This is a genomic window from Mesorhizobium sp. M1004, from assembly GCF_040318795.1.
Taxonomy (GTDB): domain Bacteria; phylum Pseudomonadota; class Alphaproteobacteria; order Rhizobiales; family Rhizobiaceae; genus Mesorhizobium.
This window is the reverse complement of the sequence record NZ_JAMYNB010000014.1, coordinates 92,335-116,013: the sequence shown is the minus strand read 5'-3', so window position 1 is coordinate 116,013 and position 23,679 is coordinate 92,335. Positions and strand designations below refer to the sequence as shown.

The following is a 23,679-nucleotide window of genomic DNA, read 5'->3' as shown; positions in this document are numbered from 1 at the left end:
CGCCACCTTCTCCATCTTGGTGAGGGGTGAGATTGTGCGGACGGCTTCCCCCCAGCCGGATCCGACGGAGGTTGGAATGATTTTTTCGAGAAGCGGGCTGATAGCCGTATCGCTGGCAGCGCTCGTTGCGAGCGGCTGTTCGACCTCGCGTTTTTCATCGATGGATGACCAGCAGCCCGCCCCGCTGCAGCCCGCGCCCGCCGGCACGGTGAGCGGAAGCCAACTGCCGCCCCCGGCAGCGCCGGGCACCACCGACCCATCGCAATTCCCGACCGCGCCGGCAGGCGCGCAGGTCGCCTCGCTGCCGCCGGACGGATCGGCGCCGGCCGGAGCCTCCGACCTTACCGCTGCGAGCGTTGCCGGCGTTTGGAACGCCAGCGTGTCCGGACAGAGCTGCAAGGTGGCGACGCCGCAGACCAAATTCGGCGCCGGCTTCCGCGCCGGGCCGCTGCATTGCCCGCCGCCCATCGACGGCATCAAATCGTGGAACGTCGCCGGCAAGCAGCTGACGCTCTATGACGAGAATGGCGGCACGCTGGCGCGGCTCTATTCCTCGGGCGGTTCGAAATTCGACGGCCAGACTACCAACGGCTTGCCGATATCGCTTACAAGATAGGCTGCCTATCCCTAGACAGCGACGTGACCGATGCATCTGCGTGACGGCCTCCAGACCCATGCGACCGTCAGGCAGCGCTACGACCATCTGGTCGCAACCGGCGCCATCGAGCGCGATGCGGCGCAGGAGCGCATCGCCGCCGCGCTCGACCGGCTGACCGACGAGATCTCGGTCAAGCGGCTGGCGCACAAGTCGAGCGCGCTCGGCTGGCTGTTTGCCCGCAAGCGCGAGACGCGCGAGGTCGTCAAGGGCCTCTACATTCATGGCGGCGTCGGTCGCGGCAAGACCATGCTGATGGATATGTTCTTCGAGCTGTTGCCGGTCAGGCGCAAGCGCCGCGTTCATTTCAACGACTTCATGGCCGATGTGCAGGACCGCATCCAGAAGCACCGGCAGGCGCGCAAGAACGGCGACGTCAAGGAGGACGACCCGATCCCGCCGGTCGCGCTTCAGCTTGCCGAACAGGCCTGGGTGCTGTGCTTCGATGAGTTTTCAGTCACCGACATTGCCGATGCGATGGTCCTGTCGCGGCTGTTTTCGGCGCTGTTCGCCAATGGCGTGGTTCTGGTCGCCACCTCGAATGTCGCGCCGCAGGATCTTTATCGCGACGGGCTGAACCGCCAACTCTTCCTGCCCTTCATCAGCATTCTCGAGCGCCACGCCCATGTGCTGACGCTCGATGCCGACAAGGACTACCGGCTGGAAAAGCTCGCCCGCACGCCGGTTTATGTCACCCCGGCGGATGCCGAAGCCGACCGTGTGCTCGACGAGGCCTGGCAGGCGATGACGCGTGGAGCGCCGACGGCCGAGACCTCGCTGACGCTCAAGGGGCGGCAGGTGAGAATACCGGCTGCTGCCGGCAATGCGGCGCGGTTTTCCTTCGCCGACCTCTGCGAAAAGCCGCTCGGCGCGCGCGATTTTCTGGCCATTGCCGGCCGCTTCTCGACCGTCTTCATCGATCACGTGCCGGTGCTGGGCGAAGGCAAGCGCAACGAGGCCAAGCGCTTCATCCTCCTGATAGACACGCTCTACGATCATCACACGCGGCTGGTGGTAAGCGCCGACGCCTCGCCGCCTGAGCTCTATACGGCCAGGCGCGGCAACGAGGTGTTCGAATTCGAGCGCACGGCCTCGCGGCTGATCGAGATGCAAAGCCGCGACTGGCTGGAGGACTGGGCGGAGCGGCAAAAGGCGAAGGCGGAAGTGCAGGTCTGAGGGTTCGAAGAGGTCATTATGTAGTGATCCTTCGCGCCCCCCTCTGTCCTGCCGGACATCTCCCCCACACGGGGGGAGATTGGCGGTTTCGGCGCTCCGCTCATTCCTGCGGCCATTGGAGATTGGCGAAAGGTCGCGTGACGTCCGATCTCCCCCCTCGTGGGGGAGATGCCTGGCAAGGCAGAGGGGGGCGCTGTCCCGCCGACGCCTAAAGCTCATACACATACATCACAAACGACTCCGCCGGCCCATGCACCTCCCCGCGCGTTTCATAAAGCGCCCGCGCTGGAACATTGTCCGGCTCGGTGCCGACCCAGACTTCGCCGCATCCCTGCTCGCGGCCGAGCGCGAACATGGCGTCGAGCATCTTTCGCGCGATGCCATGGCGCTGGAAGGCCGGCGAGACGCCGACTTCGTCGATGTAGAGTTCGGTCACCTTGTCGGGATGGCGGTGGATGATGGCAGCGCATTGGCCGACGACGACGCCGTCTGCCAGCGCGACAATCATTAAATGACCCGGCGAGGCGAGGTAAGCGGCAAGCCTGTCGGCCCGCACCGGCTCGTCGAACACGTCTTGGGCGATGCGCTTCACAAGGGCGTCATCGCCTGGATAGAGTCTTCTGATTTCCACGTTCATTGTGTAAACCTCCCAAGCTGGCATACAAACTTTGACGTTTACGTAAGTCCCAATGTTTCTAACCGATTGAAATCATTCACTCGAAAATAATCGATTGAATATATATTCCACCGGGGCTACTGGATGCGGCGAAATCTAGCTGAGACCATAGCATTCCGGCCTCTTCCTCGACGCCGTCAACAGATCGCCAGGGATTTTGGGCGTCGTCACAGACAAAGGGAAAATTTCCTCACATGGCACGCAACAAGATAGCGCTCATCGGCTCCGGCATGATCGGCGGCACGCTCGCTCACATGATCGGCCTCAAGGACCTCGGCGACGTGGTGCTGTTCGATATTGCCGAGGGCATCCCGCAAGGCAAGGGGCTCGATATCGCGCAGTCTTCGCCGGTCGATGGTTTTGACTCCCGGCTGACCGGGGTCAATGATTATGCCGGGATCGAGGGCGCCGATGTCTGCATCGTCACTGCCGGCGTGCCGCGCAAGCCGGGTATGAGCCGCGACGATCTGCTCGGCATCAACCTCAAGGTCATGGAACAGGTCGGCGCCGGGCTGAAGAAATACGCGCCCAAGGCCTTCGTCATCTGCATCACCAACCCGCTCGACGCCATGGTCTGGGCGCTGCAGAAGTTTTCGGGCCTGCCCAAGACCCATGTCGTCGGCATGGCCGGCGTGCTCGACAGCGCGCGCTTCCGCTATTTCCTCGCCGAGGAGTTCAAGGTCTCGGTCGAGGACGTCACCGCCTTCGTGCTCGGTGGCCATGGCGATTCCATGGTGCCGATGATCCGCTATTCCACGGTGTCGGGCATTCCGCTGCCGGACCTCATCAAGATGGGCTGGACCTCGAAGGAAAAGCTCGACCAGATCGTCCAGCGCACCCGTGACGGCGGCGCCGAGATCGTTGGCCTCTTGAAGACCGGCTCGGCCTTCTACGCGCCGGCGGCTTCCGCAATTTCGATGGCCGAATCCTATCTCAAGGACAAGAAGCGCGTGCTGCCTTGTGCTGCGCATCTCTCGGGCCAGTATGGCGTCAAGGGCACCTATGTCGGCGTTCCCGTTGTCATCGGCGCCGGCGGCGTCGAGCGCATCATCGAGATCGACCTCAACAAGGCCGAGCAGAAGATGTTCGACGCTTCGGTGGCGACAGTGCAGGGCCTGACCGAGGCTTGCGTCAAGATCGCCCCGCACCTCGCCTCGAAGTAATCCCCCAAAGCAGCCGATCCGGAGACCATCCAGATGAACATCCATGAATATCAAGGCAAGGCGCTGCTGAAGTCGTTTGGTGCGCCGGTGGCCGAAGGCGTGCCGGTGTTCAAGGCAAGCGAGGCGGAAGCCGCGGCACAAGCGCTGCCCGGCCCGCTCTATGTGGTGAAGAGCCAGATCCACGCCGGTGGCCGCGGCAAGGGGAAGTTCAAGGAACTGTCGCCCGACGCAAAGGGCGGCGTGCGGCTGGCTAAGTCGGTTGCCGAAGTCGTTGCCAACGCCAATGAGATGCTCGGCCACACGCTGGTGACCAAGCAGACCGGCCCCGCCGGCAAGCAGGTCAACCGTCTTTATATCGAGGACGGCGCCGACATCGAGCGCGAGCTTTATCTGTCGATCCTGGTCGACCGCTCGGTCGGCCGCATCGCTTTCGTCGTCTCGACCGAGGGCGGCATGGACATTGAAGGCGTCGCCCACGACACACCGGACAAGATCATCACCCGCGCCATCGATCCGCTGGCCGGCGTGACGACCATCGACGTCGACATATTGGTGGAAGCGCTGGGACTAAACGGCGATGCCGCCAAGGATGCCGGCACGCTGTTCCCGATCCTCTACAAGGCCTTTGTCGAGAAGGACATGAGCCTGCTCGAGGTCAACCCGCTGATCGTGATGAAAAACGGCCGCCTGCGCGTGCTGGACGCCAAGGTGTCGTTCGACAACAACGCGCTGTTTCGCCACCCCGAACTGATGGAATTGCGCGACACCACCGAAGAGGACGAGAAGGAGATCGAGGCGTCGAAATACGACCTCGCCTATGTCGCGCTCGACGGCAATATCGGCTGCATGGTCAACGGCGCCGGCCTTGCCATGGCGACGATGGACATCATCAAGCTCTACGGCGCCGAACCCGCCAACTTCCTCGATGTCGGCGGTGGCGCGTCGAAGGAGAAGGTGACGGCGGCGTTCAAGATCATCACCCGGGATCCGGCGGTCAAAGGCATTTTGATCAACATCTTCGGAGGCATCATGAAGTGCGACATCATCGCCGAGGGCGTGATTGCCGCGGTCAAGGAAGTCGGCCTGGAAGTGCCGTTGGTGGTGCGCCTCGAAGGCACAAACGCCGAACTCGGCAAGAAGATCATCAACGACAGCGGCCTCAACGTCGTGTCGGCCGACGATCTCGACGACGCAGCCAAGAAGATCGTGGCGGCGGTGAAGGGCTGAAGGCGAATGCCTCCGCGCAAGATAAACCTGGTCGAGGCGGCGGATCGAACGATCACCAAGGTCTTCGATCCGCATATCGCCGGCGACGTCAATGACAGCCAGGCGAAGGTCGCCAAGTTCGGCGAGACCTTCGACTGGCATGCACATGAGCATGAGGACGAGGCCTTTCTCGTGCTGCGCGGACGCATCGCCATCGATTTTCGCGACGGTCCGGTCGAGCTCGGCGAGGGCGACTTCATCGTCGTGCCAAGGGGTGTCGAGCACCGGCCGCGGTCGCTGACCGCCGAGCCCGTGGTGCTGATGTTCGAGCCGGCAACGACGCTCAACACCGGCAATGCCAAGAGCGACCTCACCGTCACCGACCTGAAGCGGCTCTGACCATGAACGCGGCTTCCTTTTCCTCGCTCTCGGCCGATCACCAGCGCCTGCAGGCGCTGGTCGGCGCGTGGCGCGGCGAGGAAGAGGTGGCGGAAACGCAATGGGCCGATGGCGGCACGGCGACGTCGGAGGTGCTGGCGGAGGCGCAGTTCGGCGGCCTGTTCGTGGTGCAGCGCTATCGCCAGCGCCGCGACGGCACGGTCTCGTTCGGGTCGCACTCAGTGTTCGGCTTCGACCAGCCAAACAGCCTCGTCACCATGCATCAGTTCGATTCCATGGGTTTTATGCCGGCCTCGCCGGCCACAGGTGCATGGAACGGCGCAGAACTGATTCTGGAGCGGTCATCGCCGCGCGGCTCAGCGCGCGTGACGTATATTTTCGACACTCCCGATGCCTACCGGATGCGACTGCATTTCAAACCTGCCGGCAGCGACAGCTGGCAAGACATGGTGAGCGGCGTCTACCGGCGCGTCTCGCCTTCCTCGATCAACGGTTTTTAGAAAAGGGCTCCGATGTCCATTCTCATCGACAAGAACACCAAGGTGCTGGTGCAGGGCCTGACCGGCAAGACCGGCACGTTCCACACCGAACAGGCGCTGGCCTATCACGGCACCAGGATGGTGGGCGGTATCCATCCAAAGAAGGGTGGCGAGACCTGGACCGGCGCCAAGGGCGAAAACCTGCCGATCTTCGCCTCGGTCGCCGAGGGCAAGGAAAAGACCGGCGCCAACGCCTCGGTCGTCTATGTGCCGCCGGCGGGCGCCGCCGAAGCCATCCTCGAAGCCATCGAAGCCGAGATCCCGCTGATCGTCTGCATCACCGAAGGCATTCCGGTGATGGACATGGTCAGGGTCAAGGCGCGGCTCGACCGCTCGACCTCGCGGCTGATCGGCCCGAACTGCCCTGGTGTGCTCACCCCCGACGAATGCAAGATCGGCATCATGCCCGGCAACATCTTCCGCAAAGGCTCGGTCGGCGTTGTTTCGCGCTCGGGAACGCTTACCTATGAGGCAGTGTTCCAGACCACAAATGTCGGCCTCGGCCAGACGACCGCCGTCGGTATCGGCGGCGACCCCGTCAAAGGCACCGAGTTCATCGACGTGCTCGAGATGTTCCTCGCCGACGACGAGACCAAGTCGATCATCATGATCGGCGAGATCGGCGGTTCGGCCGAGGAAGACGCCGCGCAGTTCCTCAAGGACGAGGCCAAACGCGGCCGCAAAAAGCCGATGGCGGGCTTCATCGCCGGGCGCACCGCGCCGGCCGGTCGCACCATGGGCCATGCGGGCGCGGTCATCTCCGGCGGCAAGGGCGGCGCGGAAGACAAGATCGCGGCGATGGAATCGGCCGGCATTAAAGTATCGCCATCGCCGGCGCGTCTGGGCACGACGCTGGTCGAGGCGATCAAGGCCAAGTGAGTAGCGAGTAGTGAATAGCGAATAGGGAAAAGAGAGTAACGGCGCGACCCGGGAAAAATCCCTACTCGCTATTCGCTACTCACTATTCGCTTTTGAAAAGGAGACGGAGCCAGGCTCCGCGGACAAAAATGGCAAGACAAGATCAGGCCAACGACCAATTTTCGCTCACCTCTTTCCTCTATGGCGGCAATGCCGACTATATCGACGCGCTGTACGCGTCCTATGAGGATGATCCAGAGTCGGTAAACCCCGAATGGCAGGATTTTTTCGCCGGGCTGAAGGACGACGCCGGCGATGTGCGCAAGAACGCCAAGGGCGCTTCCTGGGCAAAGCCCTCCTGGCCGCTGCAGGCCAATGGCGAACTGGTGTCGGCGCTCGACGGCAATTGGGGCATCGTCGAGAAGCATCTGGAAAAGAAGGTCAAGGACAAGGCGGTCACCAATGGCGTCGTGCTGTCGGATGCCGACGTGCATCAGGCGACGCGCGATTCGGTGCGCGCCATCATGATGATCCGCGCCTTCCGCATGCGCGGCCATCTGCATGCCAATCTCGACCCGCTCGGCATCGCCAAGCCGCTTGAGGACTATAACGAGCTGTCCCCGGAGAATTACGGTTTCACCGCAGCCGACTACGACCGGCCGATCTTCCTCGACAATGTGCTCGGCCTCGAATTCGGCACCATCCGGCAGATGCTGGAGATCCTGACCCGCACCTATTGCTCGACGCTCGGTGTCGAGTTCATGCACATTTCCGACCCCGAGGAGAAGGCCTGGATCCAGGCGCGCATCGAGGGTGCCGACAAGGAGATTTCCTTCACCGCTACGGGAAAAAAAGCGATCCTGCAGAAGCTGGTCGAGGCCGAAGGCTTCGAGCAGTTCATCGATGTCAAGTACAAGGGTACCAAGCGCTTCGGCCTCGATGGCAGCGAAGGCCTGATCCCGGCGCTGGAGCAGATCATCAAGCGCGGCGGCCAGCTCGGCATGAAGGAGATCGTGCTCGGCATGGCGCATCGCGGCCGGCTGAACGTGCTGTCCCAGGTGATGGCCAAACCGCATCGCGCCATCTTCCACGAATTCAAGGGCGGCTCGGCCGCTCCTGACGAGGTCGAGGGCTCGGGCGACGTCAAGTACCATCTCGGCGCCTCGTCGGACCGCGAATTCGACGGCAACAAGGTGCATCTGTCGCTGACCGCCAATCCTTCGCATCTGGAAATCGTCGATCCGGTTGTGATGGGCAAGGCGCGCGCCAAGCAGGACTATCTGTTCGGCCGCAGCCGCGAGGAGATCGTGCCGCTGGAAGAGCGCGCCAAGGTGCTGCCGCTGCTTCTGCATGGCGACGCCGCCTTTGCTGGCCAGGGCGTAATCGCGGAAATTCTCGGCCTGTCGGGCCTGCGCGGCCACCGCGTCGCCGGCACGCTGCATTTCATCATCAACAACCAGATCGGCTTCACCACCAATCCGCGCTTCTCGCGCTCGTCGCCCTATCCGTCCGACGTCGCCAAGATGATCGAGGCGCCGATCTTCCACGTCAATGGCGACGACCCGGAAGCGGTGGTGCATGCCACCAAGGTGGCGATCGAATTTCGCATGAAGTTCCACAAGCCGGTGGTGGTGGACATGTTCTGCTATCGCCGCTTCGGCCACAATGAGGGCGACGAACCGGCCTTCACGCAGCCGATCATGTACGCCAACATCCGCAACCACAAGACGACGGTGCAGATCTATGGCGACCGGCTGATCGCCGAGGGCCATATCAGCCAGGCCGAACTCGACAAGATGAAGGCCGACTGGCGCGCCCATCTGGAGTCCGAATGGGAAGTCGGCCAGCACTACAAGCCCAACAAGGCCGACTGGCTGGACGGCGCCTGGTCTGGTTTGCGCACCGCCGACAACCAGGACGAACAGCGCCGCGGCAAGACCGCCGTGCCGGTCAAGGTGCTGAAGGACATCGGCAAGAAACTGACCGAGGTGCCGAAAGGTTTCGAGGCGCACAAGACCATCATCCGCTTCCTCGAAAACCGCCGCCAGGCGATCGACTCCGGCGAAGGCATCGACTGGTCGACGGCCGAGGCGCTGGCCTTCGGCGCCATCCTGCTCGACGGCAATCCGATCCGGCTCTCCGGCCAGGATTCAGAACGCGGCACCTTCTCGCAGCGCCATTCCGTGCTCTACGACCAGCGCGACGAGACCCGCTACATCCCGCTCAACAATCTCTCGGCCGCACAGGCCGGCTACGAAGTCATCAACTCGATGCTGTCGGAAGAGGCGGTGCTCGGCTTCGAGTATGGCTACAGCCTGGCCGAGCCTAAGGCGCTGACGCTCTGGGAAGCGCAGTTCGGCGATTTCGCCAACGGCGCCCAGGTGGTGTTCGACCAGTTTATCTCGTCGGGCGAGCGCAAGTGGCTGCGCATGTCGGGCCTGGTCTGCCTGCTGCCGCATGGCTATGAGGGCCAGGGGCCGGAACATTCCTCGGCCCGGCTCGAGCGTTTCCTGCAGCTCTGCGCCGAAGACAATATGCAAGTCGCCAACTGCACCACGCCGGCAAACTACTTCCACATATTGCGCCGGCAACTGAAGCGCGACTTCCGCAAGCCGCTGATCCTGATGACGCCGAAGTCGCTGCTGCGCCACAAGCGGGCAGTGTCGACGCTGCCGGAGATTTCGGGCGAAAGCTCGTTCCACCGGCTGTTGTGGGACGACGCCCAGCTGTTGCAGAACCAGGCGATCAAGCTCACCAAGGATTCCAAAATCCGCCGCGTCGTGCTGTGCTCGGGCAAGGTCTATTACGACCTGTACGAGGAACGCGAGAAGCGCGGCATCAACGACATCTATCTCTTGCGCGTCGAACAGCTCTATCCGTTCCCGGCCAAGGCGCTGATCACCGAACTGTCGCGCTTCCGCAATGCCGAGATGGTGTGGTGCCAGGAGGAACCCAAGAATATGGGCGCCTGGTCGTTCATCGATCCGTATCTGGAATGGGTGCTGGCTCATATCGACGCCAAGCACCAGCGGGTGCGCTATACCGGACGTCCTGCGGCGGCATCGCCGGCGACCGGCTTGATGTCGAAGCATTTGGCGCAGCTCGCCGCCCTGCTCGAAGACGCGCTCGGCGAATAGAACAAACCCGGCGAATAGAACAGACAGAGAAGAAACGGAACAGGCACAATGGCTACCGAAATCCGCGTTCCCACTCTCGGCGAATCCGTCACCGAGGCGACCATCGGCAAGTGGTTCAAGAAGGTCGGCGATGCCATTGCCGTCGACGAGCCGCTGGTCGAGCTCGAAACCGACAAGGTGACGGTGGAGGTGCCTGCCGCCGTCGCCGGCACGCTGGGCGAGATCACCGCCAAGGAAGGCGAGACCGTCGGCGTCGGCGCGTTGCTGGGTTCGATCTCGGCAGGCGTCGCCACGGCCGCCCCGGCGTCCAAGCAGGAGACCAAGCCGCAAGCGGTGTCGCAGGCTTCGAGCCCGGACGCAGCGCACACGACCAGGCAGGCTGCGGCTGAGACCGCCAAGATAGCCGGCGACGCCGGGCCGGTCGAGCCGCGCACCATGCCGCCGGCGCCAGCTGCCGCGAAGCTGATCGCCGAGAACAATCTGTCGGTCGACCAGGTTTCCGGGTCGGGCAAGCGCGGCCAGGTGCTGAAGGGCGATGTGCTAGACGCGATTTCCAAGGGCGCGCCGTCGCAGCCGGCCGAAATTCCGAAGGCCGCACCGGCTCCGGTCGCCGTGCGTGCGCCGTCTTCGGGCGACGATGCGTCGCGCGAGGAGCGCGTGCGCATGACCAAGCTGCGCCAGACCATTGCGCGCCGGCTGAAGGAAGCGCAGTCGACCGCCGCCATGCTGACCACCTTCAACGAGGTCGACATGTCGGCGGTGATGGCGCTCAGGACCAAGTACAAGGACATCTTCGAGAAGAAGCATGGCGTGAAGCTCGGCTTCATGGGCTTCTTCACCAAGGCGGTTACGCACGCATTGAAGGAAATCCCCTCGGTCAATGCCGAGATCGACGGCACCGACATCATCTTCAAGAACTATGCCCATATCGGCGTTGCCGTCGGCACCGAAAAGGGTCTCGTCGTGCCGGTGGTGCGCAATGCCGACCAAATGTCGATTGCCGAGATCGAGAAGGATATCGGCCGGCTGGGCATCGCCGCGCGGGACGGCAAGCTGTCGGTCGCCGACATGCAGGGTGGTACGTTCACCATCTCCAATGGCGGCGTTTACGGCTCACTGATGTCGACGCCGATCCTCAATGCGCCGCAGTCCGGCATTTTGGGCATGCACAAGATCCAGGACCGGCCGGTCGTGGTCGGCGGCCAGATCGTGATCCGGCCGATGATGTACTTGGCGCTGAGCTACGATCACCGTATCGTCGACGGCAAGGAAGCCGTGACCTTCCTGGTCCGCGTCAAGGATAGCCTGGAGGATCCCGAACGGCTGGTGCTTGATTTGTGATCGGAGCTGATCCGTCATGAGCGGCTGGCTGGCGCGGTTTGGGTTCAAGCTGGGTCGAGTAGCGGGTAGCGTATTGAGGCGTTCCCGGCCGGCGGCTTCCGCCGCCATCTCTCCGCCGGCGACATCGACTGAATGGGATTCGGCGCCGGCGAGCAGCAATCTCGGTGTCTTCGCTCTCAGCGAAGCCGAAATGGCGGAGCGGAAGATCATCGTCACCGCGATCGGTGAGCTTGAGCTACCGACCGGCGAAATCATCGCTTGCGATCCACTGATTACCGGGCTGGAACGGCCTGTGTTTAGCCGTAAGGTCAGGCCGGGATGCTATCCAGTCACGTTGCTTGAGGCGCAAGGCCGTGTTGCTGCAGCGGTATTGCGGTTTGGCACTGGCTTGCCGGTGCGGTGGGAGTTGGCTGCCTTCGTCCGCGACGTCGGCACATCGTCCTGGAAGTCTGGATTTATTGTCGATGATAATGTTGCTTCGTTCATGGACAAGTCGGTTCTGACGCTGATGTCCGAGCAGGAGGAACTCGACAGCTATCTTGCTGACGTTGCATGCTCGTTCGACAAGTTCCGCATGGATAATCCGGTTGATGGAAATCCGCTTAATATAGCCATGTTCGACACTGGCTTCGGTGATGGGAACTATTATTCCTTCTGGGGACTGGATGCGGCCGGCGAGCCGCTGGTCTTGATGACCGATTTCGAGGTGCTCGAAAACGCCGACGGCCGCGAGAGCAGCCCGAGCAATTCATGACAAACATCGCTTCGCCAATGATCGGATTTATGGCCGGGCTGGCTGTTCTCGCAGCGGGTTACGAGGCGCATGCCGCCTGCCCGCTGGCGCTTGCTGTCTATGGCGATGCCGAAAGCGAGGCCGGCATTGATTTCCGGCCGACGACGGATGCGGTCACCGTCACCAACTCGTTCAAGATGGTGCTCGACAAGGGCATCGTTCTCGACGGCATCGTCATGTGGACATCGGGCGTTTCGCGGCCGCACGGATCGCTGATGTACAAATGCCCGACCGGCGACGTCACCGGTGACGAGCTTGCCGGCTGCACGGTGTGGCAGGGTGTCGTCTACAGCGCCGACGACAAGGGCAACATTGCGCTGCTGGCAGCCGAAAGCACGGACGCGCCGCAGAGCCTGATCTTCCCCGATCTCGGCCCGTCGCTGCAGATGTCGTCGGCCTTCGGTCCGAAAGGCTTCTCGAAACTGCCGTGGGATGTGTTTCTGCTGAAGGGCTGCCAGGAATGAGTGCATCGCAAAAAGTGCTTCTGGTCACCGGCGGCAGCCGCGGCATTGGTGCGGCCACTTGCCGGCTTGCGGCGAAGGCCGGCTACCGCGTCGCGGTCAACTATGCCGCAAACGAGGCCGCGGCCCAGGCGCTGGTCGCCGAGATCGAGGTCGGTGGCGGTGAGGCGATAGCGGTCAAGGGCGATGTCGGCGTCGAGGCTGACATCGTCGCCGTGTTCGAAGCCGTCGATAGCGCCTATGGCCGGCTCGACGCCCTGGTCAACAATGCCGGAATCGTCGACGTCAAGGCGCGCGTCGATGAGATGAGCCTGGCGCGGCTGGAGCGCATGATGCGCATCAACGTCATCGGCTCGTTCCTGTGCGCGCGCGAAGCGGTCAAACGCATGTCGAGCAAGCATGGCGGCCAGGGCGGCGCCATCGTCAACATCTCGTCGGCGGCGTCGCTACACGGCTCGCCCGGCGAATATGCCGACTATGCAGCGTCCAAGGCGGCGATCGACACTTTTACGCTCGGCCTGGCGCGCGAAGTCGCGACCGAAGGCGTGCGCGTCAACGCGATACGGCCGGGCATCATCGACACCGAGATCCACGCCTCGGGCGGCCAGCCGGACCGGGTCGAGCGGTTCCGCGACATGCTGCCGATGAAACGCGCCGGCACGGCGGATGAAGTCGCGCATGCCGTTCTCTATCTTTTGTCGGATGAAGCGTCCTACACGACGGGCGCAATCCTGAATGTAAGCGGCGGCCGCTGAGCCCCAAGCTAAGGGAAACGAACATGGCTTATGATGTCGTTATCATCGGGTCGGGACCGGGCGGCTATGTCTGTGCCATCAAGGCGGCACAGCTCGGGCTCAAGGTCGCGGTGGTCGAGAAGAACGCCACTTTCGGCGGCACCTGCCTGAACATCGGCTGCATCCCATCCAAGGCGCTGCTTTATGCCTCGGAGATGTTCGCCGAGGCCGGCCATTCCTTCGATGCGCTGGGCGTCGAGATACCGGCGCCGAAACTCAATCTGAAGAAGATGATGGCGCACAAGGACGCGACCGTTTCGGCCAACGTCAATGGCGTCGCCTTCCTGTTCAAGAAAAACAAGATCGATAGTTTCCGTGGCACCGGGAAGGTGGTTGCGGCCGGCAAGGTGTTGGTGACGGCTGAGGACGGCAAGGTCGAGGAGATCGAGACGAAAAACATCGTTATTGCCACGGGCTCCGATGTCGCCGGCATTCCCGGCGTCAAGGTCGACATCGACGAGAAGGTGATCGTATCGTCGACCGGCGCGCTGTCGCTGGAGAAAGTGCCGGGACATCTGGTGGTGGTCGGCGGTGGGGTCATCGGTCTGGAGCTCGGCTCGGTCTGGGCACGGCTCGGCGCCAAGGTCACCGTGGTCGAATTCCTCGACACCATCCTGGGCGGCATGGACGGCGAGGTCTCCAAGCAGTTCCACCGCCTGCTTTCCAAGCAGGGTTTCGAGTTCAAGCTCGGCGCCAAGGTGACAGGGGTGACCAAGGCCAAAAAGGGCGCCGCCGTTACGTTCGAGCCGGTCAAGGGTGGTGCGGCCGAGACCATCGAGGCCGACGCGGTGCTGATCTCGACCGGACGCCGGGCCTATTCCGACAGCCTCGGGTTGAAAGAAGCCGGCGTCGCGGTCGACGAGCGCGGCCGGGTCAAGACCGACGGGCATCTCAGGACCAACGTGGCCGGCATCTACGCCATTGGCGACGTCATCGCCGGTCCGATGCTGGCGCACAAGGCCGAGGATGAAGGCGTGGCGGTGGCCGAGACCATTGCCGGCCAGGCCGGCCATGTGAATTACGACGTCATTCCGAGCGTCGTCTACACCAGCCCGGAAATCGCTTCGGTCGGCAAGACAGAGGAAGAGCTGAGGAAGGCCGGCATCGACTACAAAACCGGCAAATTCCCGTTCACCGCCAACGGCCGCGCGCGCGCCATGCTCCACACGGACGGCTTCGTGAAGATCCTCGCCGACAAAGCCAGCGACCGCGTGCTCGGCGTCCACATTGTCGGCTTCGGCGCCGGCGAGATGATTCATGAGGCGGCGGTGCTGATGGAATTCGGCGGCTCATCCGAAGACCTCGCCCGCACCTGCCACGCGCATCCGACAATGTCGGAAGCGGTGAAGGAAGCAGCGCTGGCGACGTTCTTCAAGCCGATCCATATTTAAGGAAACGCTGGAGGGACAGCACCCCCCTCTGGCCTGCCGGCCATCTCCCCCTCAAGGGGGGAGATTGGACTTCACCGCCGCGTCGCGAGCTTTCAAGTTTCTCACGTTTCTAACCTGGCGCTGTTCGTGAACTGCCGATCTCCCCTCTCGAGGGGGAGATGTCCGGCAGGACAGAGGGGGCGGTGAAGAATCGCGACGCTCGCCGATAGGTGCCCCAAACAAAACGGCCCGCTTTTCAGCGGGCCGTTCTTGGCTGGAATCAAGATGCCAGATCAGTTGGCCAGATTACGGGCTCGGCGCCGGAGCGGGCGCGGGTGCCGGGGCTGGCGCAGGAGCCGGTGCGGGAGCCGGTGCGGGAGCAGGGGCTGGTGCGGGAGCCGGTTCGGCGGGCTTCATCGGCTCAGCCGGTGCAGGTGCGGGCGCCGGTGTGCTGGCTGCCGGCGGCTCTGCGGGTGCAGGATGTTCGCCGCTTCTGCCGAAAACATAGTACGCGACAATCGCAAGGATGACGACGACCAGCGCAATCAGCCAGCCGCTGCCACCACCCGACCTGGGCGCTGGATCGTTAGGGTTCGCCATAAAAGTGTCCTCCGTGGATGAAAAGCATCAATCAACACCCCTCAACGCGCAACCGTTGAACGGGTTCATACTAGGCCTTCAAATTGACGAACGCAGGAAAATTCTGATTCGCAACCGCTCGTTGGCCTGTATTTCCCCCGCAAAATCAATCACGAACGAGGTAGAACGAGCTTAGCTGGCCTTTTCCGCCAAAAATAGGGCCAACCGCCTCCGCTTTGCGAATCAGTTGCGCACCGCACAGAGCCGGGCTTACGTGATTCGGTATTCAAGACGGGCGCTGCTCAGTCGACGGCGGTGACGGTATAGCCGGCCTTGCGAAAATCCTCGACCAGGCCTTCGGGGCCGGGAAGATGCATGGCGCCGACGGCCATGAAGGCATTGCCCTTGGCCAGGATCGGTGCGGCATGGTCGGCCATGACCTTGTTGCGGCCGGTGATCATCGTCCGGTCGAATTCGGCGTAACCTGCGTCGTCGTCTTCGTCGGGCGAGATCGAACGCAACAGCGGCCAGAAGGTGCCGGTGTCGCCGCGCTGGTAAAGCACGATCATGGTTTCGTTGATGTCGTTTATCTTGTCGCCGAGCTTCAGGGTCTCGACCAGCCCTTTGATGTGGAACGCAATCGGCAGCGAGGCCATGGCGCGCAGCTGGCTGGCAGCGGTCTCCAACCCTTCCACCGGTTTCCCCAAGGCCTTGGCGTCCTGCGCCAGCTTGACGTCCAGAACCGGTGCGCCGCCTGCCTGACGGGCGACCTCACAGACCGGCAGCGCGACCATGGCCGACAGCAGCCACGGCTTCATCTTGGAGACGCTCGCCGGCGGAATGCCGCGCGCATCGAGCCCTTTGTTCACCACCGCCGCATCCTCCGGCGACAACAGCGACGACAACGTCGTGTTGTCGGTGAACATCATCAGCTCGGGTTCCTTGAGCATGGCCTCCATCATCTTCTGCTTGTCGAGCACGTCGGTGGTCTCGATGATGATGGTGCCGGCGGCGTCATAGGCTTTCCTGGCTGCCGGCGGCAGAGTGGTCACGCGCGGGTCGGTCATGTGCATGGTGCCGAACAGGAAGGATGCCTTTTCGCCTGATTTCTCCAGCTTCCACAACAGGCCCTTGCCGTTCAGCGTCGCTGCTGCTTCCGTCTCGATCCTGGAATAGGTGGCGGGGTCTTCCTTCTGCAGGGCCGACAGCAGATCGGCGCCGGCGCAGGCCGGGGCTTCGGCATGCGCCCTGCCCATGGCAAGCAGCAGCACGACGAGAAAAGACAGGCAAAACACGGCGTTGAGCGCGACGAGCAGCTTCAGCGACACAAGGGCCGCGCGATCGGCAATGGCAAGGGCGCGTTTCATGGTGCGGTTCTAGGACTGAAAAGCGGCGAAACGGTTAACCGGCGTGGGGAAATTGTCCTGGACTTATACAGTGGTCACGCGCGGGGATGCGCGGATTCGTAAATCTCGAGCAGTCTTGCGGTGTCGACGCCGGTATAGACCTGCGTCGTTGACAGGCTGGCGTGGCCGAGCAGTTCCTGGATGGTGCGCAGGTCGCCGCCGCGCCCGAGCAGATGGGTGGCGAAGGAATGGCGCAACGCGTGCGGCGTCGCGGTGTCAGGCAGGTTCAGCGCCGAGCGCAGCCTGGCCATGTCGCGCTGGACGATGGCCGGGTTGAGCGGCCCGCCGCGGGCGCCGCGAAACAGCAGGCCCTTGGGATCGAGATGGTAGGGACACAGTTTTCGGTATTCGGCGATTGCCCTGAGCGCCACCGGCAGCACCGGCACCAGCCGTGTCTTGCCACCCTTGCCGGTGACGCGCAGCACGGTGTCGGCTTCCGATGCCAGGTCGGCGGCGCTGAGGCCCAGCGCTTCGGAAATGCGCAGGCCCGATCCATAAAGCAGCGTCAGCACGGCGGCGTTGCGGGCGGCGATCCAGGGCTCTTCAGCCAGCTGGCCTTCCACCGACACGACATGTTTGGCATCGCTGGCGGTCAGCGGCTTGGGCAGCGATTTCGGCTGGCGCGGCGCGCGCAACGCAGCGGCACCGGCGGCATTGGCGAGACCGCGCCGTTCGAGGAAGCGCAGCAGCGAGCGGATGCCGGCGAGGCCGCGTCCGAGCGTGCAGGCGCCGGCGCCGGCGTTGCGCCGCGCGGCAAGAAAGCCGCGCAGATCGGCCGGGCGGAGAGTGGCGATGTCGGAAAGACCAGGCGAGCCGCCGCAATGCCCTGTGAGGAAATGCAGGAACTGGCGCGTGTCGCGCTCATAGGCTTCGACGGTCGCCGGCGACAGCCGGCGCTCGCGCGCCAGCATCTTCAGCCAGCTTTCGCGCGCTGCCTGGAGGTCGGGTTTTGCCGGGATGAGAAATTCCTGCATGCCGCCATTGTCAGGCAGCCGGGTTAGGAAGCGGTGAAGAACCTGTCATTGAAATGACGCCGGTAGGGCGTTAGAGCAGGGCAAAGGATATCAGCCATGTCGAAGCCCCAGAACCCCGTGCAAATGGCCGTGATCGGCGCCGCCCACGGCATCAAGGGCGAATTGCGGGTGAAGACTTTCACTGGCGAGCCGATGGCGCTGGCCGATTATGGGCCGCTCTATGCCAAGGACGGCCGCGTTTTCCAGATCACCGACATAAGGCCCGCCAACACCGTCGTGGTGGTGCGCTTCAAGGGCATTGCCGACCGCAACGCCGCCGAGGCGCTGGCCGGAACCGAGCTGTTCGTCGACCGCTCGATGCTGCCCGACGATGGCGAGGAGGACGAATTCTACCACGCCGATCTCGTCGGACTTGAAGTCCGCGACGATAAGGGCGCGGTCATCGGCAAGGTGGTGGCGGTGCATAATTTCGGCGGCGGCGACATTCTCGACGTTACCCTCGGCGGGCGCAAAGGCGTGCTGATCCCGTTCACCCAGGCCGCCGTGCCTCAGGTTTCGATCGCCGAAGGTTTTCTCCGCGTCGACCCGGCAGCCGCCGGCCTTGTCGAGGATGAGGATGGCGACGCGCCGCGCGAAGAAGATTTCGACGCGAAGGGCCGACCGCGCGGGCCGCGCGAAGCCGGAGGCAACCGGTGACGTTCAAGGCGTCGGTGCTGACGCTCTATCCCGAGATGTTTCCGGGCGGGCTAGGCCTGTCGCTGGCCGGACGGGCGCTCGCAGTCGGGACATGGTCGCTGGAAGCTATCCAGATCCGCGACTTCGCCAGCGATCGCCATCACACCGTCGACGACACGCCGGCCGGCGGTGGCGCCGGCATGGTGATGCGCGCCGATGTGCTGGCCAAGGCGATCGACCACACGTCGCCGGCGGGCGATCCGCGGCCGCGTTTGCTGATGAGCCCGCGTGGAAAGCCGCTGACGCAGGCGCACGTGCGCGAACTGGCTGGCGGGCCAGGCGCCGTCATCGTTTGCGGCCGGTTCGAGGGCGTCGACCAGCGGCTGATCGAGGCGCGTGGACTGGAAGAGGTCTCCATCGGCGATTTCATCCTGTCGGGCGGCGAGCCGGCGGCGCTCGTGCTGCTCGACGCCGTTGTGCGGCTGTTGCCCGGCGTCATGGGCAATGCGGTGTCGGGCGAGGAAGAAAGTTTCGAGAACGGCCTGCTCGAACACCCGCATTACACGCGGCCACAGGAGTTCGAAGGCCGCCCCATCCCCGACGTGCTGGTCTCCGGTAATCACAAGAAGATCGCCGCGTGGCGGCGCGCCGAGTCCGAGAAGCTGACCAGGGAGCGCCGGCCGGATTTGCTCGCCGCTCAGCCCTTGGCAAAATAGTAGACGGCGAGAAACAGGCCGACGGCGATGACGAAGCCGCGTACTGCGTTTTGCGGCACGCGCTTGGCGATCCAGACGCCGGCATAGCCGCCGAGCGCGCCGCCGGGGATCATGACGATTGCCTGAGGCCAGGCAACAACGCCGCCGGAAACGAAGACCAGTATGGCAACGGCGGCGATGACCACGGCCAGCATGTTCTTCAGCGCGTTCAGCCGGTGATAGTCGCCGGATTGCGTCAGGCCGAGCGTCGCCAGCATCATGACGCCCATGCCGGCGCCGAAGAAGCCGCCATAGATGGCGGTAGCGAACTGCGCCAGCGAACCGGCCAGAGAGCCGACCGTGGCTTCATGCCCAGGCTTCGGCGTTGGTTTCAGCCACGGCCCGGCGGCGAACAAGGCGGTTGCGGCCAGCAGCAGCCACGGCACGAGGGCGCGGAACGACGGATTTGAGAGCGCCAGCAGGATGAGCGCACCAGCCAGCGCGCCCAAAGCCGAGATCAGGCAAAGCAGCAGCGCGCCGCGCCAGAAATGCTTGATGTCGGTCCAGTAAGCCAGCGTCGAGGTGATGTAACCGGGAAACTGCGTTACCGAGGACGTGGCGTTGGCGACGATCGGCGGCAGGCCGGCCAGCGTCATGGCGCCGAAGGTTATGAAGGTGCCGCCGCCGGCAACCGCGTTGACGGCGCCTGACAGAAAACCCGCGAGGAAGAGCAGGACTGCGTCGAAAACAGACATTGTGAGGCCGCCGGACAAGTGTGCTGCTCCCGGATTAGGAAGCTTGAAGGGCCGGCGCAACCCTGCACTGGACGATTGCGTGGTGGCATGCGACCAAAAAAGACAGGGCCAAGGCGTGACAAGTCAGTGAAATAGCTGTATGTGCCCGCCCGTACTGGCGAGAAAAATCTCCCGGACCCGTCAACAATGACGGTGTAGTCGCCCCTGCCCAATGTTTCGAAGACAAGATGTCTCGGGGACAAAGGGCATAGCCGAGCGGTCAATGGAACTGCAAGGCGAGTGTCGGACGCTCTGACTGTCGGAAGAACAAGAAGTGGACTTTTGAGATGGATATCATCCGTCAGCTCGAGGCCGAACAGGCCGCCAAGATCGAAGCCAAGCGCAAGCTTCCCGAGTTTCAGCCCGGCGACACCGTGCGCGTCCAGGTCCGCGTGACCGAAGGCACCCGCACCCGCGTCCAGGCCTATGAGGGCGTCGTCATCGCCCGCGCCGGCGCCGGCTTCCAGGAAAATTTCACCGTCCGCAAGATCTCCTACGGCGAAGGCGTCGAGCGCGTTTTCCCGGTCTACTCGCCGATGGTCGAAGGCGTCGAGATCGTGCGCCGCGGCAAGGTGCGCCGCGCCAAGCTCTATTATTTGCGCGACCGTCGCGGCAAGTCGGCCCGTATTTCGGAAAACACCGGCGTGCGCGCCCGCAAGCTCAACGATGAGGAGCGCGACGCGCTGAACGCCGAGAAGGCCCGCATCGAAGCCGAGAAGGTTGCCGCTGCCCAGGCGCTGGCCGCCGAGACGGCCGCCAAGGAAGCTGCCGAGAAGAAGGCCGTCGACGAAGCCGCCAAGGCCGCCGACGAGGCTGCAAAGGCGGCGGAAGCGACCCCGGCCGAATAAACCTGGTCCAAGGATTTTGAAAAGGCGGCTTCGGCCGCCTTTTTTCGTTTCACCAGACTGTGAACGATTGCCGGCCGAGAGTTTGGCCATGGCTGTTGACTCGAATTATCTTGTACACTAAATGATAGTGTACAAATAAAATGGAGAACTGACATGGCACTCTACACCACACAGGCTCGCGTCACCGGCGGCCGCGCCGGCCACGGCGAGACCAGCGACGGCCTGCTGAAGGTCGACCTCGCTTTGCCGAAGGAGCTCGGCGGACAGGGTGGCGCCACCAATCCCGAGCAGCTGTTCGCGGTCGGCTATGCCGCCTGCTTCGAAAGCGCCATCCGCTTCGTCGCGCGCAAGCAGAAGCTGCCGCTGGACGATGCGGCGGTGAGCGCCACCGTCAGCCTGCTTCCCAATGGTGAAGGCTTCAAACTTGGTGTCGCACTGGCCGCCGAGACCAAAGGCCTTGATCAGGCGGCGGCAGAAGCGCTTGTATCGGCCGCGCATCAGATTTGCCCCTATTCCAATGCGATCAAAGGCAATGTCGAGGTGGCGCTTTCGACCGTGGCGCTTCCGGCAAAGGCAGCATGACGACGAAGACCGAAACCAGGGCCAGCGAAGTCCCGGCGGACACCGCCGGGAGGATCGCCGTTCCGCGCCTCGACCAGCAGCTTTGCTTCGCGCTCTATTCGGCGAGCGGGCTGATGACCAAGCTCTATCGGCCGCTGCTTGACCCGCTCGGCCTGACCTATCCGCAATATCTGGCGATGCTGGCGCTGTGGCAGCATGCGCCGAGCACGGTCGGCGAACTCGGCGAGGCGCTGGGGCTGGATTCGGCGACATTGACGCCTCTGCTCAAGCGGATGGAAGCGGCTGGTCTCGTCACCCGCCGTCGCGATCCGGCCGACGAGCGCCGCGTGCTGGTCGAACCGACTGCCAAGGGCCAGGCGCTGCGCGCCCGCATCAAGGACGTATCCGCAGGCCTTGCCTGCGCCATGCCGCTGGAAGTCGAGGAGCTGAAGTCGCTGCACCGGACCTTGACCGGATTTGTCGCCAAGCTGCGTGAGGCTACGTCACCATCCTGATCCGTCATCTGACGGGTTCCCGTGTCCAGGAGGGGCCTGGTTTGCCGGCGGCGCAATCACGGAATAAATTCCGACCACGGGGCGTTCTAAAACCGCGTTGGTTGAAGGCATTGGAATCCGCTTTCACCGGACGCTGAGCACCGGACCGGCTTGCAAGCCGTCTGCGGACGGCTAAAGTCGTGCCTGGATTTTCATGCGAGCCCGGCTGCAAGCGGGCTTCTCATCCTGGAGCGTGTCATGACCAAATCGAAGCTGCTGCTGGCCGCCCTCGCGGCCTGTTTCCTCGCGCCCGTCGCTGCATGGGCGGCCGATGCGCTGCCCGATCTCGGCGGCAAGAAGGTCGTGGTGGTGACGGAAAACGCCTATCCGCCGCTGCAGTTCATCGACGCCAAGACCGGCAAGCAGATCGGCTGGGAGTATGACGCGATGGACGAAATCGCCAAGCGGCTGAACTTCGAGGTGGAGTACCAGAACACCTCCTGGGACGCGATGATCCAGGCGGTTTCCGACAACCAGTACAACATTGGCATGACCGGCATCACCATCAAGGACGACCGAAAGGAGAAGGTCGATTTCTCCGACCCCTATATGCGTTCGGAGCAGTTCATGCTGGTGCGCGCCGATGAAAGCCGCTTCACCGACGCCAAGACCTTCGCCGCCTTCAAGGACGGGTTGATCGGCGCGCAGGCCGGAACGACGCCGTTCTACACCGCCGTCTACAGCGTGCTCGACGGCAATGAGCAGAACCCGCGCATCAAGCAGTTCGAGACCTTCGGCGCTTCGGTGCAGGCACTGAAATCCGGCGACGTCGATGTCGTCCTGACCGACGGCACCGCCGGCAAAGGCTATGTCGATGCCTCCGGCGGCAAGCTCAAGCTGATCGGCGGCCCGCTCGGCACCGAGGATTTTGGCTTCATCTTCCCGAAGGGCTCGGACCTGGTGAAGCCGGTCAACGCGGCGATCGCGGCGCTGAAGGCCGACGGCACGATCGAGGCGCTGAACAAGAAGTGGTTTCTCGACTACAAGATGGGGCAGTGATGTCCGACTCCTTACCCTCCCCCTTGTGGGGAGGGTCGATCCGCGAAGCGGAGCGGGGTGGGGGTGCCAGCGCCGGCGCTTTGTCACGACCCCCACCCCGGCTCACCAGCTTTGCGATGCAAAGCTTGTTCGCCGACCCTCCCCACAAGGGGGAGGGTGAAGCGCCCTGATGGCCACGCCCCCCGCTTCGACTCTCAAATCCGATTTCCCCTGGTGGCTTGCCGCCGCGATCGCGCTCGCCGTCGTCGCTGCGCTCTCCATTGCCGCCAGCGATCTCTACGCCCAGGTTTTTGCCACCGTCGCCAAAGGCATCGGCATCACCATTCTTGTCACCGTGGTCGCCTTCGCGCTGGCTTCCGCCGTCGGGCTCGGCATTGCGCTGATGGGGTTGTCGGGGTCGCGTTGGCTCAAGCAGATCGCTCGTTTCTATGTCGAGATCATCCGCGGCGTGCCGATCCTGGTGCTGTTGTTCTGGATCGCCTTCGCCGGCGCGCCGGCCTTCGTGGCTGCGTGGAATGCGCTGACCGCGCCGCTGCAAAACGCCGGCTATCTCGGCGAGCTTTTGGTGCGCGACGTGTCGCTGTTGTGGCGTGCGATCATGGCGCTGACCATCGGTTATTCCGCCTTCATCTCCGAGGTCTTCCGCGCCGGCATCCAGTCAGTCGAGAAAGGCCAGATCGAGGCTGCCAAGGCGCTCGGGCTGACGCGCACGCAGCGCTTCCGGCTGATCGTCTTCCCACAGGCGATCCGCACCATCCTGCCGCCGCTCGGCAATGACTTCGTCGCCATGGTCAAGGATTCCTCGCTGGTCTCGGTGCTCGGCGTCGCCGACATCACGCAGATGGGCAAGATCTACGCCGCCGGCTCGTTCCGCTTCTTCGAGACCTATTCGATCGTCGCCTATATCTATCTCATCCTCACCGTCAGCCTGTCGCTGGCGCTGCGGGGGCTGGAGCAACGACTGCGGCGGGCGCAGCAGGAATAGAAGTCCGACGCGGGCACGGCTACGATCGCGGAGGACAGGAT

24 protein-coding genes are annotated in these 23,679 nt (G+C 63.5%); 20 read left to right on the top strand and 4 right to left on the bottom strand.

Translation table 11 applies throughout. The features are described from left to right. Positions 1-76 precede the first annotated feature (76 nt). The gene (locus tag NKH54_RS25940; protein WP_023710232.1) at positions 77-616 is read left to right on the top strand and encodes a protease inhibitor Inh/omp19 family protein; all 540 of its coding nucleotides are present in this window, start codon (positions 77-79) and stop codon (positions 614-616) included. Positions 617-646: 30 nt separating this feature from the next. After that, entirely contained in the window at positions 647-1,831 is a 1,185-nt protein-coding gene (gene zapE / locus NKH54_RS25935) for a cell division protein ZapE (protein WP_352806821.1), read from the top strand. Positions 1,832-2,039: 208 nt separating this feature from the next. On the opposite strand, the gene NKH54_RS25930 is transcribed toward zapE, so the two are convergent. Continuing rightward, positions 2,040-2,468 carry a GNAT family N-acetyltransferase gene (locus NKH54_RS25930; protein ID WP_352806818.1) on the bottom strand — a complete coding sequence of 143 codons (429 nt, stop codon included), beginning with the start codon at positions 2,466-2,468 and terminating at the stop codon, positions 2,040-2,042. Positions 2,469-2,701: 233 nt separating this feature from the next. Here NKH54_RS25930 and mdh point away from each other — a divergent pair, with 233 nt between their 5' ends. From mdh to lpdA, 11 genes are all read left to right on the top strand, one after another. After that, positions 2,702-3,670, top strand: a complete 969-nt coding sequence (mdh, locus tag NKH54_RS25925) for a malate dehydrogenase (RefSeq protein WP_023670541.1) — start codon at positions 2,702-2,704, stop codon at positions 3,668-3,670. 33 nt (positions 3,671-3,703) lie between these two features. Next, on the top strand, positions 3,704-4,897 hold the full coding sequence (gene sucC, locus NKH54_RS25920; protein ID WP_023745421.1) for an ADP-forming succinate--CoA ligase subunit beta: 1,194 nt from the start codon (positions 3,704-3,706) through the stop codon (positions 4,895-4,897). A 6-nt stretch (positions 4,898-4,903) separates the two neighbouring features. Further along, the gene (locus NKH54_RS25915; protein WP_023670539.1) at positions 4,904-5,275 is read left to right on the top strand and encodes a cupin domain-containing protein; all 372 of its coding nucleotides are present in this window, start codon (positions 4,904-4,906) and stop codon (positions 5,273-5,275) included. A 2-nt stretch (positions 5,276-5,277) separates the two neighbouring features. Further along, the gene (locus tag NKH54_RS25910) at positions 5,278-5,775 is read left to right on the top strand and encodes a DUF1579 family protein (RefSeq protein ID WP_023752711.1); all 498 of its coding nucleotides are present in this window, start codon (positions 5,278-5,280) and stop codon (positions 5,773-5,775) included. A 12-nt stretch (positions 5,776-5,787) separates the two neighbouring features. After that, positions 5,788-6,693, top strand: a complete 906-nt coding sequence (gene sucD / locus NKH54_RS25905; RefSeq protein ID WP_023699237.1) for a succinate--CoA ligase subunit alpha — start codon at positions 5,788-5,790, stop codon at positions 6,691-6,693. 128 nt (positions 6,694-6,821) lie between these two features. Next, complete coding sequence (locus tag NKH54_RS25900; RefSeq protein WP_023670536.1) at positions 6,822-9,809, top strand: 2-oxoglutarate dehydrogenase E1 component; 2,988 nt, start codon at positions 6,822-6,824, stop codon at positions 9,807-9,809. A gap of 48 nt (positions 9,810-9,857) precedes the next feature. Next, positions 9,858-11,150: a 2-oxoglutarate dehydrogenase complex dihydrolipoyllysine-residue succinyltransferase gene (gene odhB, locus NKH54_RS25895; protein ID WP_353029269.1), complete on the top strand. Its 1,293-nt coding sequence runs from the start codon at positions 9,858-9,860 to the stop codon at positions 11,148-11,150. Positions 11,151-11,166: 16 nt separating this feature from the next. Continuing rightward, complete coding sequence (locus NKH54_RS25890) at positions 11,167-11,904, top strand: DUF4241 domain-containing protein (RefSeq protein ID WP_050485860.1); 738 nt, start codon at positions 11,167-11,169, stop codon at positions 11,902-11,904. Further along, positions 11,901-12,407, top strand: coding sequence for a hypothetical protein (locus NKH54_RS25885; protein WP_352512800.1), 507 nt, complete (start codon positions 11,901-11,903; stop codon positions 12,405-12,407). The genes NKH54_RS25890 and NKH54_RS25885 overlap by 4 nt, the downstream gene beginning before the upstream one ends. Continuing rightward, entirely contained in the window at positions 12,404-13,159 is a 756-nt protein-coding gene (locus NKH54_RS25880; protein WP_023726044.1) for an SDR family oxidoreductase, read from the top strand. The genes NKH54_RS25885 and NKH54_RS25880 overlap by 4 nt, the downstream gene beginning before the upstream one ends. Before the next feature lie 23 nt (positions 13,160-13,182). Continuing rightward, positions 13,183-14,589, top strand: coding sequence for a dihydrolipoyl dehydrogenase (gene lpdA, locus NKH54_RS25875; protein ID WP_353029267.1), 1,407 nt, complete (start codon positions 13,183-13,185; stop codon positions 14,587-14,589). An 860-nt stretch (positions 14,590-15,449) separates the two neighbouring features. Here lpdA and NKH54_RS25870 read toward each other — a convergent pair. Further along, positions 15,450-16,514 carry a TraB/GumN family protein gene (locus tag NKH54_RS25870; RefSeq protein ID WP_023683873.1) on the bottom strand — a complete coding sequence of 355 codons (1,065 nt, stop codon included), beginning with the start codon at positions 16,512-16,514 and terminating at the stop codon, positions 15,450-15,452. A 74-nt stretch (positions 16,515-16,588) separates the two neighbouring features. Beyond that, on the bottom strand, positions 16,589-17,527 hold the full coding sequence (locus tag NKH54_RS25865; protein ID WP_353029266.1) for a tyrosine recombinase XerC: 939 nt from the start codon (positions 17,525-17,527) through the stop codon (positions 16,589-16,591). Positions 17,528-17,623: 96 nt separating this feature from the next. Here NKH54_RS25865 and rimM point away from each other — a divergent pair, with 96 nt between their 5' ends. After that, positions 17,624-18,223: a ribosome maturation factor RimM gene (rimM, locus tag NKH54_RS25860; protein WP_023730247.1), complete on the top strand. Its 600-nt coding sequence runs from the start codon at positions 17,624-17,626 to the stop codon at positions 18,221-18,223. Beyond that, on the top strand, positions 18,220-18,918 hold the full coding sequence (gene trmD / locus NKH54_RS25855) for a tRNA (guanosine(37)-N1)-methyltransferase TrmD (RefSeq protein ID WP_023698365.1): 699 nt from the start codon (positions 18,220-18,222) through the stop codon (positions 18,916-18,918). The genes rimM and trmD overlap by 4 nt, the downstream gene beginning before the upstream one ends. Here the strand turns inward: trmD and NKH54_RS25850 are convergent. Then, complete coding sequence (locus tag NKH54_RS25850; RefSeq protein ID WP_023683874.1) at positions 18,900-19,652, bottom strand: sulfite exporter TauE/SafE family protein; 753 nt, start codon at positions 19,650-19,652, stop codon at positions 18,900-18,902. The two genes, trmD and NKH54_RS25850, sit on opposite strands and share 19 nt — an antisense overlap. A gap of 326 nt (positions 19,653-19,978) precedes the next feature. Here NKH54_RS25850 and rplS point away from each other — a divergent pair, with 326 nt between their 5' ends. From rplS to NKH54_RS25825, 5 genes are all read left to right on the top strand, one after another. Beyond that, positions 19,979-20,539, top strand: a complete 561-nt coding sequence (rplS, locus tag NKH54_RS25845) for a 50S ribosomal protein L19 (protein WP_023687704.1) — start codon at positions 19,979-19,981, stop codon at positions 20,537-20,539. 153 nt (positions 20,540-20,692) lie between these two features. Next, a complete protein-coding gene (locus NKH54_RS25840) occupies positions 20,693-21,121 on the top strand; it encodes an organic hydroperoxide resistance protein (protein ID WP_023670524.1) in 429 nt (142 codons plus the stop codon). Then, positions 21,118-21,615 carry a MarR family winged helix-turn-helix transcriptional regulator gene (locus NKH54_RS25835; RefSeq protein ID WP_023683877.1) on the top strand — a complete coding sequence of 166 codons (498 nt, stop codon included), beginning with the start codon at positions 21,118-21,120 and terminating at the stop codon, positions 21,613-21,615. The genes NKH54_RS25840 and NKH54_RS25835 overlap by 4 nt, the downstream gene beginning before the upstream one ends. Positions 21,616-21,852: 237 nt before the next feature. Further along, the gene (locus NKH54_RS25830) at positions 21,853-22,653 is read left to right on the top strand and encodes a transporter substrate-binding domain-containing protein (protein WP_023726051.1); all 801 of its coding nucleotides are present in this window, start codon (positions 21,853-21,855) and stop codon (positions 22,651-22,653) included. A gap of 169 nt (positions 22,654-22,822) precedes the next feature. Continuing rightward, positions 22,823-23,638, top strand: coding sequence for an amino acid ABC transporter permease (locus NKH54_RS25825; protein WP_023698366.1), 816 nt, complete (start codon positions 22,823-22,825; stop codon positions 23,636-23,638). The last annotated feature ends 41 nt before the right edge of the window (positions 23,639-23,679 follow it).